This is a genomic window from Vibrio sp. 10N.286.55.E10, assembly GCF_002872555.1.
Classification (GTDB): Bacteria; Pseudomonadota; Gammaproteobacteria; order Enterobacterales; family Vibrionaceae; genus Vibrio; species Vibrio crassostreae.
This window is the reverse complement of the sequence record NZ_MCSD01000024.1, coordinates 124,945-140,614: the sequence shown is the minus strand read 5'-3', so window position 1 is coordinate 140,614 and position 15,670 is coordinate 124,945. Positions and strand designations below refer to the sequence as shown.

3 protein-coding genes are annotated in these 15,670 nt (G+C 46.3%); 1 reads left to right on the top strand and 2 read right to left on the bottom strand.

Annotation, left to right across the window (positions count from 1 at the left end; genetic code table 11):
• The first annotated feature begins 49 nt into the window (after positions 1-49).
• Positions 50-946 (top strand): sigma-70 family RNA polymerase sigma factor, encoded by an 897-nt coding sequence (locus BCV39_RS14490; RefSeq protein ID WP_102432429.1) that lies wholly within the window; start codon positions 50-52, stop codon positions 944-946.
• Positions 947-1,147: 201 nt separating this feature from the next.
• On the opposite strand, the gene BCV39_RS14485 is transcribed toward BCV39_RS14490, so the two are convergent.
• Entirely contained in the window at positions 1,148-1,501 is a 354-nt protein-coding gene (locus BCV39_RS14485; protein ID WP_102432430.1) for a hypothetical protein, read from the bottom strand.
• A 195-nt stretch (positions 1,502-1,696) separates the two neighbouring features.
• A complete protein-coding gene (locus BCV39_RS14480) occupies positions 1,697-15,502 on the bottom strand; it encodes a tandem-95 repeat protein (RefSeq protein ID WP_102432431.1) in 13,806 nt (4,601 codons plus the stop codon).
• Positions 15,503-15,670 lie beyond the last annotated feature (168 nt).

Sequence of the window (15,670 nt, the reverse complement as noted above, 5' to 3'; positions counted from 1 at the left end):
GGCATAATAATAAGATAAAACGTTCGGTCGGCTAGAGAAGGACAAGGAAATGAACAAGGATAGTTTTGCTGCGTTTCAGGGGCTCACGGAGGAAACCCCTATTACCGAATCATTTTCTACAAGTGCAGACCCTTATGCTCATTATGTGAAAGATATTGTAGGCATTGATCTGCTGTCGCGCGAAGATGAAGTGTATTACGCAAAATTGAATCGCGCGGGTGATAAAAAAGCGCGTGATGTTATGATCGAATCAAACCTACGCCTTGTTGTGAAAATCGCAAAGAGTTACCTAAAACGTAAAGGCAATAGTTTCACCCTGCTCGATCTGATCGAGGAAGGTAACATTGGCTTGATTAAGGCCATCGACAAATACGATCCAGAACCAGGTTATCGTTTTTCAACCTATGCTGTGTGGTGGATCCGTGAAAACATTGAAGCCGCATTAATGAACACAGGTCGTACCGTACGATTGCCAGCTCATGTCTGTAAAGAAATAAACAGTCTCGCCTCAAAAAAGCTCGATGTAAGCAAAAAAATGAGTAAAGAGATTTCGATCTCTGAGCTATCAGACAGTTCAGGTGTAAAGACCAAACGCGTCGATCAACTGGTGGCGTTAAGCGGATTTATTGACGTGACGACAACGGTTGGAACTAACCATGCACCGATGGTGCTTGATCAATGCGAAAGTGAATATATCCCCGACCCTCAACGAGATTGTGAAGATCAATCCTTTACCCAAGCTCTAGAACAGATCATCAGTACACTTCCTCCGAAATTACAAAAGGTGCTTATTCACCGTTTCGGCTTCTTCGATAACAAAGTAAAAACGTTATCTGAGGTTGGACAAATGTTGGATGTGAATGTGTCTAGTGAGCGTGTTAGACAGATGCAGAAAGAAGCAGTCGAGAGGATTCAAAAACGGCTCAAATTTGATGGTTGGGTTTAAGTCACCGCCCTATTTAGAATTAGATGAAGATAACGTAAAGTAAAAACAGCAACGTTAAGCCAAAACAACAACTTTAAGTAAAGTACCTTAAGGGTGAGCTTCCAAGCTTGCCCTTTTTTGTTTACCTGATTCGCTAGAAAACAAAAGGGTGATAAGTACGCGAACCCTAAAATCGCTAATGGCTAGTGCTACTGCATTAACTTACCTTAGAGGAGTGACTCGCTCGCTGCGCAAAATGAGATAATTGATATAAGTGGTTTCAAGACAATCTTGTTCCCACACTGATAAAATCCGTTTAGCCGCAAAATAATAGTCTTTGTTTCTCAACAGCATCCCAACGGTGCAGCTAAGCTTTTCAAATCGAACGTGATCGCTCGCAGAGATGTAGTCATCTTCACTTTCAATAATGGGCGCTAAACCATCAGCAAACCAATTATTCAATATTTCTCGCATCTCTAATTCAGACTCAGGCACATCCACGCTAGATAACTCTCGATGTTGAGGTGGCGGCACTATGTACTTCGACGCTTGCGGTGAACTGACATAACGATACATGTCGTTCCTCCTTCATAGCTGACTCTTCTAATAATTAAGGACATATTTACCTGTTCTCAAGTTTAATTAGCGAAACAAGCAACAAAAAACAAATTAAAAAAAGCCATGTATCAATAACTCTACATGGCTTTAATTAGGGCAACTTTACGCTGCCCTATTTACTTGTTGGTTTAGACTAAAACTAAGCCCTCTCGATTAAATCGAGCTTTGGTCGAAGTCGTTGCCTTGATCGGTTCCAGTTTGAGAATCTGAATCGAAGCTTCCAGAGTCGTCCGTGAAGTCAACACCTTGGTCTTGACCTCCCGCATTTGTCCAGTCGCTGCCACCAGATTCCATACCCGCCATGTCCGGTTGCTGCTCTTGCGTAGAACCTTGCATGGTGTATTGGTCATCGACCTCAACTTCAACAGAACCGCTAGCACCGTCTATTGAGCTACCCAGTTCGTCGTAACCTTGGAATTGGATCTCGCTAGTACCTTCATAACCTTCTGGAAGTTCAACGGATACAGGCTGCTCTAAGTTGCCACTGATTGTGAAGCTACCATCACCGTTATCAAGTGCGTTGCTCACAGTAGCGCCCTCAGGTAAGCCAGACATATCAGCGTAATCAACCGATTCGTTACCACTCACCTCATCTGGAATCGAGATAGAGATGGTATCGCCCGGTGCCGCGGTTACATCAGCTGTACTGTCTTCAGTTTCAACATCTTGAGATTGGTCATCAGCTTGTTGCGCCACTTCCACTTGTTGCTCTTCTGTTGCTTGAGCTGCTTGAACTTGTGGTTCATCACTTTGTACTGAATCATCGGCTACTTGGATGCTTACGCTGTGACTTGATACTTCACCACCGTCGTTAACTTCAACATTCATCGCTAAATTGCCATCGAAGTCTTCGTTCGGCCAGTACGTCCACTCACCTTCACCAGATTCCGCGAAGAAGCCAGCATCGTTCGCGTCTGCAACATCAACAACTTGTGCAGAGTCACTCACGCCCAACTCATCCACCAACTGTGCATCCGTGATAATTAGTGAACCATCATCAGCTAAGGCATAACCTTCGCTCGCCGCTGCTTCATCTCCGCCTTGGATATCCACATTGAAGAAGCTTTCGATGCGATTTTCGCCATCGGTCGCTATGAATCCAACTTGAACATCGCCGGTGTAGTCTTCAGCTGGTGTGAATTGATAGTTACCTTGGTTATCGCTCTCAATGACGCCCTGACCTTCCACCAAGCTTACTGACTCAATGCTTAAGCTATCACCTTCTGCATCGCTCAGATTCGCTAACATATCTTCATCAGTGAACGACAAGGTTGTATCCGCTGCGATTTCCGTCGTCGTAATGCTGTTAACTTCTGGTGCTGCATTCTCTTGTGAGTCGTCTTCTTTCACGACTACGCCAGTTTGCTCATCATGAAGTACGCCATCTTTATCAACCACGTAAGCAATGTCTGCTTCACCAGTAAAGCCAGGTGCTGGTGTGAATGTCCAAGTGCCATCGCCATTATCGACAATCTCACCTTGGCTGCGGTCTGCTAGATGAACCAGTTTCACTTCATCGTCGCTGTCTGCATCTACATTCTCAACCAACCCAATCAGGTCATCAGCAGTTAGGATGATAGAATCACCCGCTACCGTTTCGAAATCACCTGAATCGATGCCATCTTCGAACGCTTCGGGCTCATCTCCGTAATCGACCGTTGTTGCACTTACGGTTACGAAGAACTCACCATGGAAGTCTTCCGGTGGTGTCATTTGAATGTTTGAGATATCCCAGTCGAACAGGTCGATGTATTGACCCGGCTCAGTGATCATCACGGTGTTCACACCATCGGTTACCTCGAATCCAACAGGGAAACCTGTCATCACTAGGTTACTTAGTGTTTCTGAGTCGTCGACTAGGCCAACGTTCAGTCCCAAGTGACCCGTTTCATCTTCACCGAAGACTAGCGGACCGTCATGGTCCGTGGTAATTACCGCGCCATCCGCAACAGGACGAACGTACACAGGAACATCGAGAACCGTTTCAAACTCACCATCACTTACGACAACTTGCAGGTCTGAAACGCCTGCAAAGTCACCCGTTGGTGTGAATGTCCAAGTGCCATCGCCGTTGTCTGTTACTTCTCCGCCATCTTCACCGTCGGCGGTGATAATGCGTGAAACCACAAGGTCAGCCGTATCAATGTCACCGAACAAGTTCATCAAGTCGCCAGCATCGAAGGTGAACGCGCCATCTTCGTCTGTGGTCATCATTGCGTTACCGACATTAAATGGAGCGTCGTTAACTGGAATCACATCCACATTCAGCGAACCATCAACCACCTCTTCACCATCAGTTGCTTGATAACCCAGTTCTACCAAGCCATTGAAGTCTTGAGTAGTCACTAAGTGATACATGCCATCTGGCTGCTGAGTTAAAGTCGCATTAGCTGGAGCACGAACCGTAATGCTTTCGATACTGATCTCGTCACCATCTAAATCCGTCACTTGATCCGCGATGTAAGCTGGGTCAATCACCATGACCACATCTTCTTCGCCTTGCATCTCAATCGTAGGCGCTTCAGGGGCATCGTTCACTGGCGTGACGTCGATGTTGCCGTCGACTGAAATAGTTTCTTGACCATCACTAACGTTGAAGGTCATTGGCACATCGCCATTGAAGTTTTCGTTAGGCGTAAATGACCAAGTACCATCTTCGTTATCTAGCAACTCACCCAAGCTAGGGTCGATTTGTAGACCAGAAGCTGATAGCTCGTCTGCGGTGTTATCGATGTCGGTAGCTTGAGCTAACAACATGTCTTGTGTGATAAGAATGGTACTGTCTTCGGCTGTGGTTAGTTTCACATCCTCAGATTCAGGTCCATCGTTCACACCCAGAACTTCGATACCTGCCGTTGTTGTTGCAGTTGCACCGTCATCATCGGTCACGACCACATCTAGGCTGATATCACCATTAAAGTTCTCGTTTGGCGTGAAGGTCACAGACCCGTTATCGTTTTGAACCAAGGTGCCGTCAGAGCCTGAGTAAGTCACGCTTTCAAGCGACACTTCACCATCAACGTCAGAGCTATTAGCAATTAACTGCTCAGGGCTGATTGTGATGGTGCCATCTTCGTTCATTTGGTAAGACGTAGAACCCGCTACTGGCGCATCGTTAACATCCGTTACCGTCACACCAATATTGGCATCGACTGTCTCAGTGCCATCAGACACTGTGAAGCCAAGGTTTACATCGCCATTGAAGTTCTCGTTTGGAGCAAAGCTGTAAGTGCCATCACCGTTATCAGTGAACACACCCTCTGCGCCAGTGTAAGACACGTCCGTAATAGACAGGTCATCTCCGTCGATGTCTGCAGCGCCTGCTAGTAAGTCTGCATCCGTGAAGGTTAGCGTTCCATCTTCCTCAACGGTAAAGCTTTGGTCAGCGGCTGTTGGTAAGTCATTGACTGGGTTTACCGTCAGGTCAGCGTTCGCCACAATTGACTCAGTACCGTCCGAAATATCAAAGCTTAGGTCGATATCGCCATTGAAGTTAGCATCTGGCGTTACCGTAAAGGTGCCATCACCATTATCAACAACGTTAGCATTATCACCTGCGCTTAAGTTGCTTGCGGTCAGGTCATCGCCATCCACATCAGAGGCTTGAGATAGCAACTGTTCTTGAGTTAGAGTAATCGAACCATCTTCATCAATGCTGTATGCCAAATCACCCGATACTGGTGGATCGTTAATTGGAAGAACATCAATGCTTGCCGTCGTGGCCGTCGTTGCACCATCCTCATCGGTCACAACTACATCGAGGCTAACATCGCCGTCGAAGTTTGCGTTCGGCGCGAAGCTGAATGTTCCATCGCCATTGTCAGTAAAGATGCCGTCAGCGCCTGTGTAGTTAACGCTATCAATCGCCACTTCACCTTCAATATCAGAAGCATTCGCCAACAGTTGCTCTGCACTGATGGTGATAACTTCATCTTCGTTCATTGAGTAACTGGTAGAACCTGCGATTGGCGGATCGTTCACCTCAAGTACGGTGATTCCTGCTGTGGTCGCTTCTGTTGCTCCTTCTTCATCGGTAACAACAACCGCTAAGCTCACATCACCATTGAAGTTCTCGTTTGGCGAGAAGGTGTAAGTGCCGTCACCGTTGTCTTCGAACACACCGTCACTACCAGTGTAAGTCACACTATCAATCGCAACCTCACCTTCAATGTCTGAAGAATTGGCTAATAGCTGTTCGTTACTGATCGTGATTGAGTTGTCTTCATACACAGTGTAAGACGTGCTACCCGCCACTGGTGGATCGTTCTCAGGAGTCACACTCACATCAATGTTGGCTTGAACCGTATCTGTGCCATCTGACACATCAAAACTGAAGTTCACATCACCATTGAAGTTCTCGTTTGGCGCAAAGCTGTAGCTTCCGTCGCCATTATCAGTAAGAACACCATCAGCACCCGTGTATGTCACACCTTCTACCGTCAGGTCATCACCTTCAACATCCGTTGCACCTGTTAACAGGTCAGCGTCAGTGAAGTTAAGAACCCCATCTTCACCAATAGTGAATGCTTGATCTTGTGGTTGTGGAAGATCATTGGCTGGATTAACGGTTAGGTCAGCCGTCGCAACAAGCGTATCTGTACCATCGCTAATGTCGAACGTTAGGTCAATGTCACCATTGAAGTTCGCATCTGGTGTGATGGTAAAGCTACCGTCATCGTTAGCCGTAACCGTCGCGTCACCATCAACAATCAAGTTAGAAGCAGTAAGGTCGTCGCCATCTACATCACTCGCTTGAGAAAGAAGCTGCTCTTGGCTCAAGGTAATCGAACCGTCTTCCTCAACACTGTATGCCAGGTCGCCTGATACTGGTACGTCGTTGATTGGTAAGACATCAACCGTAATATAGGTATCAACCTGAGCACCGTCTTCATCTTGAATGGTCACATCCAACTGCACTTGGCCGTTGAAATTTTCGTTCGGTGCAAAACTACATGTGCCATCTCCATTGATAGAGAAGATGCCGTCAGGACCATCGTAGTTAATTTCGACAAGCTCAACATCACCTTCAATATCAGAAGCATTCAACAGCACTTGAGATTCGCTGAACGTCAGTACTGAATCTTCATCAATTGTGTAAGACGTTGGGCCAGCAACCGGCGGATCGTTCACCTCAAGAACGGTGATACCTGCGGTGGTTGCTTCGATCGCACCGTCTTCATCCGTCACTTCAACATCTAGGCTAACTTCACCATTGAAGTTCTCATTTGGAGAGAAGATATATGTACCGTCGCCGTTGATTTCCAGAACACCGTCACTACCACTGTAAGTCACGCTATCAATCGCGACTTCACCTTCGATATCTGAAGAGTTCGCTAATAGCTGCTCGTTACTGATGGTGATCGAATTGTCTTCATGAACTGTGTAAGACGTACTGCCTGCAACAGGTGGATCGTTCTCTGGTGTCACGTTCACATCAATGTTAGCGCTTACCGTATCGGTACCATCTGATACATTGAACGAGAAGTTCACATCGCCATTGAAGTTTTCGTTTGGCGCGAAGCTGTATGTGCCATCGCCATTATCGGTTAGGACACCGTCGGCGCCAGTGTAAGTTACACCTTCAACACCTAGGTCGTCTCCTTCAATGTCCGTTGCACCTGTTAATAGGTCTTGATCATTGAAAGTTAACACGCCATCTTCGCCGATTGTGAATGTCTGGTCTTGTGCTTCTGGACCATCGTTCACTGGTGAAACGGTTAGCTCTAGATTGGTAGAGACAATATCATCACCATCCGATACATCGAAGGTGAAGTTAACGTCACCGTTGAAGTCAGCATCTGGCGTTAATGTGTAAGTACCATCGCCGTTATCCGTGATGGTCACATTGTCATCATCAGTCGCTAGGTTGAGCGCTGTGAGTTGGTCGCCATCTAGATCACTGGCATTGGCCAGCAGATCTTCTTGCGAGATCACAATGGAGCCATCTTCTTGAACGGTAGCAGCGACAGGTAGAGCCTCAGGAGCATGATCAACTGACACTCCCGTCGCATTAATGTAGATAGTTTGAGAGACCACTTCAGAGTCATCATTTGATAATTCTGTCGCGGTAGCCGTTACATGAACTTCAAACTGTTGATTAAAGTCTTCTGGTAACTGGAGTTGTAATTCGTTTTCGAACGCTGTTATTGGTAGGTTTACCGCGCCATCTGGGCCAACAGTAACTTCACCGCTATAGATTTGGCTGTTCACCTCACCCACATCAATCGTGAAATTGAAATCGGTATAGTCTGCGTCACCGCCGCCATAAAGATCTTCAAATCCGTAAACCAACTCGCCATCTTCATTAACTGTGGTACGAGTATGTTCGATACCATCTTGGTTTAGTTGTGCGCTTGAACCTCCGTGGAAAATCGCATCTCCATTCTGGCCTTGAATCACTGTTTCAGTGCCATCGGCAGCAACAAACACAAGTTGAGGATCAACCGTATCCATGTTCGCTGGAGAACCATCTTCAGCACGGAACTCATACTGACCATCTTGCATCGCGTCAAAGTCGTTGTGCTGGTGTCCGTTTGGAATCAAGAACAGGTTGAAGCTTTCACCTTCTGCAACTTGGAAGCTGAATTGATCTTGCCCTGGGACAAGGTCACCACCACCACCAACTTGTGATGCGTTCTCGTAAACAACTTCAACACCTGTGATGTTGCCGTCTTCGTCAACTTTGTAGTAACCCGCTGCGTTTTGGTAACCCGCGGTTTCACCTTCAAACGTTACTGTAATTTCAGTATCGTTGTAACTGGTGATACCGTTCTCTTGGTCATTAAGAACACCTTCGTTATCGTATTGAATAACCGAACCTTCAGGAACACCATCCACAGTTACTGTCAGTGTTTCTGATAGATCTTGGTCTACCAGTGCAGCCGCAATATTAAGCTCAACAATGCCGCCAGGCTCAACCAAAATCGCTTCATCATCAACATTAACACCATCGCCATCCGTGATAACTAAGTCAGGCGCATCCGCTACCGCTTCAATGTGGATATTAAGGTCTTGCTCTACTTCAGTTGTGCCGTCGGTCACTGTAAAACTGAACTGTAGATCACCACTAAAATGTTCTTCAGGAACGAAGCTGAACGTGCCATCACCGTTATCGGTTACTGTGCCTTCATCACCAGAGTAGTTAATGCTGGTAACGCTTAGGTCGTCACCATCAATATCAATCGCACCACTCAATAGATCTTCTTGAGTGAACAAGATGATGCCATCCTCTTCGAGGTGGTACATACCTGGAGCAACAATTGGAATATCATTCACCGAATTCACGGTCAATGTCATGTCATTAGAGGTACTTAACTCACCATCGCTCACCTCATAAGTGAATGCGATATCACCGTTGAAGTTCTCCGAAGGTGTCACCGTGTAAGTGCCATCGCCATTGTCTACGATGCTTGCGTTTGGATCGTTGGTTTCAAGAGCACTCGCAAATAGCTCATCGCCATCTTGGTCGCTCGCGTTCTCCAACAGCATTTCTTGTGTAACGAGGATTGAACCATCTTCATCGACATCTGCCACCATTGGCGTTGCTTCTGGTGCATCGTTGACGAATTCAACTTTTAGGTCGATGTTTACAGCCACCACATCGGTGCCGTCACTCACATCAAACGCTAGATCAACATTGCCGAAAAAGCCCTGTTCTGGCGTTAGTGTGTATGTTCCATCACCATTATCCGTAACTTCGACTGTGTCGCTCGCGCTAGTCACATTCACCACAGATAGTTCATCACCTTCAACGTCTGTCGCTTGTGCCAATAGCTCAGCTTCGGTAATCGTAATGGCTTGACCATCTTCCGTAGAGAAAGACATGTCCGGCACATCTGGCGCATCGTTGATTGGGTTTACGGTTAGGTTAAGATCAGCAGCGACTGTCTCAATCGCGTCAGTGACATCGTAAGTAAACTCAATCTCGCCAAAGAAATCTTCGCTTGGTGTGATAGTGAAACTACCGTCTGAGTTTTCTACGATAACCGCATTTGGATCGTTCGTTGAAAGATTAACGGCTTCTAGGTTATCGCCATCGACATCCGTCGCGTTCGCTAACAAGTCCTCTTGAGTAATGGTGATTGAGCCATCTTCATCAACCGCCGCTTCAATCGGACCGCTCACTTCAGGGCCTTCGTTGACAATCTCAACGTCGACTCTTGCAGTACTTGGTGCGCTTGCTTGACCATCACTGATATCGAAGGTCAGGTTCACTTCACCATAGAAATTCTCAGCAGGTTCAAAGGTAAAGGTGTTGTCGCCATTGTCTGTTAGCGTACCTTGCGTTTGGTCTGCAAGTAGAAGGTTTTCGACATGGAGAATGTCACCATCAACATCTGTCGCGCCAGATAGAAGGTCTTTCACTTCAATGAAAATCGAGCCATTTTCGAGCATTTGGGTGTGTAGCGCTTCACCTGGAACTGGAACATCGTTAACAGGCACAACCGTTAGGTCTAGGTGAGTTGCTACTTCATCGGTGCCATCGAATACCTTGTAGTCGATGTCGATTTCGCCGTTGAAGTTCTCATTCGGCATAAAGGTAAATGTACCATCGCCATTGTCGACTAAGTCACCGTCATCACCACCATAAGTGATGTCAGAAATAGACAGCGTATCGCCCTCTATATCTGTGGTGTTCGCCAACAAGTCATCAGCACTGAACGTGATGCCTTGATCTTCATCTGTCGATAGAACAATTGGGCCAGAAACGATTGGCGCATCATTCACCGATTCGAAGTTGATATTGATAATGTTGTCGTCAGTTAACTCACCATCGCTAACTTGGTACCCTAGCTCAATTTCACCGTAAAAGTTTTCATCCGGTGTTACTGTCCAAGTGCCATCACCATTATCTGTTAGTGTTGCATGCTCTGAGTTTTCACCCACCAGCTCTAGGTTTTGAATATCAAGATCATCACCATCGATGTCTGATGCTTGAGCTAATAACTGCTCTTCAGTAATCACAACAGAAGCAAACTGAGCTGAACCTTCAGTATCGATAGTGATATTAGGCAGATCAGCCGTTAGTTCGATTTCGTTATCACCCGCATGGATGTTCAATTCAACCGTTTCAGTGATTTCTGAACCGTCGACACCAATCGATGTAAACACAGCTTCATCATGACACGTTTGTGACACTGTCATGTTTTGTACAACGTAAGTACCATTACCTTGCACTGTACCCAGTTCAAAGTAAGACACTGGTTGGTCAACCGTTAGTGTGTAGTCAGTCTCGAACGTACCACGATCTTCTTTGTGGTAAGTCATCGAGTCAATCATGTCACCGTCTTCATTGAAGGCGCGAATTTCGACTTCAGTAAAGTGGCGCGACTCTTCCATGAACCAGCCACCCAAACCATCTAGGTGGAAGCTGATTTCATTGATGTCTTGACCTTCAACCGAGATAGTCAGTTTTTCATCACCACTCAAGCCTTGACGGTCAGTGTCACCGATACCATGACCAATGTGCGTATTACCATTCCACGCACCAAGCGGATCATCGTTACTTTGAACCGTAACCGTTAAGTCACCATCTGAGAACTCACGAGTGTAAGGGTCAACTTCTGTACCCCAATCGTCTACGCTCGCGTTATCGTCGAAAGTACCAATTTGTGTGGTATGCGTGCCTTCAGCTAAAGCGTCTTCACTTGGTACAAAGCGTACTTCTGTGTCGGCAGGAACTTCTTGCCCTACTTCCAGCACCACCCATTCCCCATTAACATTCGCTTCAATGATGCCGTTTTCTGGCGCTTGGTCTAAACGTAGTGCAGGTTCTTCACGAAGCGTCACACCAACCGTTTGATCTTCTTGCGCTTGGATGAAGATCTCTTCGCCCGCTTCTGGCGCATCATTAACTGGATTAACCGTTAGGTCGAGCGTGGTCAGAACTTCATTGTCACCATCACTGATGCTGTATGTGAACTCCAACTCGCCATTGAAGTTTTCTGTGTGCGTGATGGTGAATGAACCATCGTCATTAGCAACAATTGTCACGTCAGGGTCGTTGGTTTGAAGATTAGATGCCGTTAACTCATCACCCTCAATGTCAGTAGCATTCGCAAGCAGCTGTTCTTGAGTAATCGTGATTGAATTATCTTCATCGACTTCGGCTTCAATACCGGACGTTTCAGGCCCATCATTCACAGCAATGACATCAATTCCCGCTGTCGTTGTCGCCGTTGCACCGTCTTCGTCAACGACGACAACGTCTAGTGAGATGTCTCCGTCGAAGTTTTCATTTGGCGTGAAGGTGTAGGTGCCATTACCGTTATCAACGAACGAACCATCGTCACCAGCGTAAGTAACGCTCGATAGAGCAACATCACCCTCTACATCTGAAGAGTTCGCTAATAACTGTTCATCACTGATTGTGATTTGGCCATCTTCTTGAACTGTATAAGCTGTCGAGCCCGCTACAGGTGGATCGTTCTCCGGCGTTACACTTACATCAATATGGGCAGCTGTTGAACCCGTGCCATCAGAAACATCAAATGAGAATTGAACATCACCATTGAAGTTCTCGTTTGGTGCAAAGCTGTAAGTGCCGTCACCATTATCACTAAGAACACCATCAGCGCCCGTGTAGAGCACGTTTTCAATCGACAGCTCATCACCATCAATATCTGACGCGCCTGCAAGTAGATCAGCATCGGTGAAGAGTAACGTACCGTCTTCTTCAATCGTGAACTGTTGATCTTGCGCTTGTGGCAAGTCATTCAACGGGTTCACTGTGATATCAAGACCAACTTGAACCTCACCACCATCGTTATCGATGATATCGAAGCTCAGGTCTAGGTCGCCGTTGTAATCAGTGTCTGGTGTAATGGTGTAGCTACCATCCTCGTTTTGTTGGATGGTCGCGTTCTCATCGGTCGAAAGGTTGATAGCTTCTAAGTTGTCGCTATCGATATCATCGGCTCTTGCAAGCAATTGCTCTTGGCTTAACGTGATAGAACTATCTTCATTGATGGTGTAAGCCAAATCGCCCGATACTGGCGCATCATTGATTGGCAATACATCAACGTTAATGTGTGTTTCAACCGTTGCACCATCTTCATCTTGAATGGTCACACCCAGTTGAACCTGACCATTGAAGTTTTCGTTGGGTGCAAAACTGCATGTACCATCACCATTTACAGTGAAGATACCGTCAGAGCCATCATAGTTAATGCCAACAAGTTCTACATCGCCTTCGATATCCGAAGCATTCACAAGAATCTGAGATTCACTGAACGTCAGAACCGAATCTTCGTCAATGGTGTACGACGTTGGACCCGCAACTGGTGGATCGTTCACTTCAAGAACGGTAATACCTGCTGTGGTTTCATCAATTGCACCTTCTTCATCTGCAACAATCACATCAAGGCTGATATCACCGCTGAAGTTTTCATTAGGAAGGAAGGTATAGCTGCCATCGCCGTTATCTTGGAACACACCATCAGTGCCACTGTAAGTCACAGTATCAACCGACACGGCACCTTCAATATCCGAAGAGTTAGCTAACAACTGTTCATCAGAAATTGTGATGGCATTGTCTTCATTGACCATGTATGAGGTTGAACCCGCAACTGGCGGATCGTTCTCAGGAGTCACACTCACAACAATGTTAGCGCTGACTGTTTCTGTGCCATCAGACACATCGAAACTGAAGTTCACATCACCATTGAAGTTTTCGTTTGGTGCAAAGGTATAAGTACCATCACCATGGTCTGTTAATACACCGTCACCACCTGTGTAGCTAACGCCTTCAACAGTTAGGTCATCGCCATCAATATCGGTGGCACCGGTAAGTAGATCGGCATCTGTAAATTGCAGCGTACCGTCTTCTTCAATGCTGAATTGTTGATCTTGAGGAACCGGCAAGTCATTAACTGGATTAACCGTAAGATCGGCGGTTGCTTGAACCGTGTCAGTACCATCCGTGATGTTGAATTGGATATCAACGTCACCATTAAAGTTCGCATCTGGAACAAGGGTGAAGCTACCATCATCATGAGCGGTTACTGTAGCGTTGCCATCAACCGTTAGGTCGCTCGCCGTTAGGTCATCACCCTCAACGTCAGATACTTGAGACAATAATTGTTCTTGGCTCAAGGTAATTGAGCCGTCTTCGTTAACGTTGTAAGCCAAGTCGCCCGATACTGGTACATCGTTGATTGGCAGTACGTCAACGTTGATGACCGTATCAACTTCAGCGCCATCTTCATCACGAATGGTCACATCAAGTTTAACTTGGCCATTAAAGTTCTCATTTGGTGCAAAGCTACAAGTACCGTCGCTATTGACTGAGAAGATACCATCGGGGCCGTCGTAGCTAATACCGACAAGCTCAACATTCCCTTCAACATCAGAAGCGTTAAGTAGCACTTGTGACTCACTGAATGTAAGTACTGAGTCTTCATCAATCGTGTAAGACGTTGGGCCTGCAACTGGTGGATCGTTCACTTCAAGAACATTGATACCAGCGGTCGTCGCATCGGTCGCACCATCTTCATCAGCAACAACCACATCCAGTGCAATTTCACCGCTGAAGTTTTCATTTGGCGAGAAAGTGTATGTACCATCACCATTGATTTCCAATACACCGTCACTACCTGAATACGTCACACTATCGATAGATACATCGCCTTCGATATCTGAAGACGTTGCCAACAATTGTGCATCAGAAATGGTAATCGAATTGTCTTCATTCACCGTGTAAGACGTTGAACCCGCAACTGGCGGATCGTTCTCAGGAGTCACACTAACATCAATGTTTGCAGACACCGTATCGGTGCCGTCCGACACATCGAAGCTGAAGCTCACATCGCCATTGAAGTTTTCATTTGGCGCAAAGCTGTATGAGCCGTCACCATGGTCTGTCAGTACCCCATCAGTCCCTTCATAACTGATGCCTTCAACCGTTAAATCATCACCTTCAATATCGGTTGCACCCGTTAGGAGGTCTGCATCCGTGAAAACAAGTGTGCCATCTTCCTCAATTTCAAACGTTTTATCTTCAGGAACAGGCGCGTCATTAATCGGACGTACCGTTAAGTCAATTGCGCTACTGATCGTTTCTTGGCCATCACTGATGTCGAAAGTAAGGTCAAGTTCACCATTAAAGTCAGCTGAAGGAACAACGGTGAAAGTACCATCACCATTGTCTTGAACTGTTGCATCAGCACCAACTTGAACGTTAGAAGCAACAAGCTCGTCCCCATCTACATCACTTGCGTATTCGAGTAATTGTTCTTGGGTAAATGTTATGGATCCATCTTCATCCATGATGTAAGCCAGATCTTGTTCAGCTTCTGGCGCATCATTTTCACTTTCCACTTTGATTTTGAACGTTTCACTTGTTGTCTCAGAATCAAAGTCATCTTCTACTTCACTAATGGTCTCTTCGTCAGAAGCTTGAACATCTACTGCGAATGTCTCTTCTACGGTCTGTGAATCGAGGTCATCACCAACTTGTTGGTCACCTGACTCTGAAGATGTCGCACTCGGCGCTGCTGAAGTACGCGCAGCTTGGCCTTGTTCTTCATTACCTTCTGCGTCTGCGCCACCTGTCGCAGCCTCTGCGTTATCACCGCCTACAGCTTGTGCGCCCGCTCCAGGTCCGCCACCACTACCAGCAGCGTTATCCGAGCCAGCTTCAGAAGCGGCCCCACCAACTACATTGGATTGTGCTGCGTCTGAATCACTACCACTTTCTTGCGTATCTTCTTGCACACCCGCACCAGAAGCCGAGGCATCTTCAGCATTACCTGCACCACTCGGATTGTCGTCTAAAGCCTGGTTAACTTCGTCTGCCGCATCCGTATTTTCAGCACCCGTCGCTATTGTCGACGCAATCGTATTTTGTTGATTTTGTTGATTCTGCTGTTGGGAGGGCGTACCCGCGTCGTTCGTATCCGTTTGTTCTACCGCGTCATTTAGATCTTCATTTTGGTTGTTTTGGTTATTTTCGCCTGCCATTACAGCCTCCGTTGCTACTAGCTAACTGATCGTATTTATAGAGGCATTAAAGGACATCATTTTGAAAAACCAATTTTTTATACAACATTTTTCATAGCTTCTTTTTAAAGAGAAAGAATCAAAAAAAATTTGAAAACTGCGTTTAAAGATCCTTAGTTATTGTGATTA

What these genes read in the sequence shown, in the direction of transcription:
- BCV39_RS14490 (WP_102432429.1), top strand. Translation starts at nt 50, where the DNA reads ATGAACAAGGATAGTTTTGCTGCGTTTCAGGGGCTCACGGAGGAAACC.
- BCV39_RS14485 (WP_102432430.1), bottom strand. Translation starts at nt 1,501, where the DNA reads ATGTATCGTTATGTCAGTTCACCGCAAGCGTCGAAGTACATAGTGCCG.
- BCV39_RS14480 (WP_102432431.1), bottom strand. Translation starts at nt 15,502, where the DNA reads ATGGCAGGCGAAAATAACCAAAACAACCAAAATGAAGATCTAAATGAC.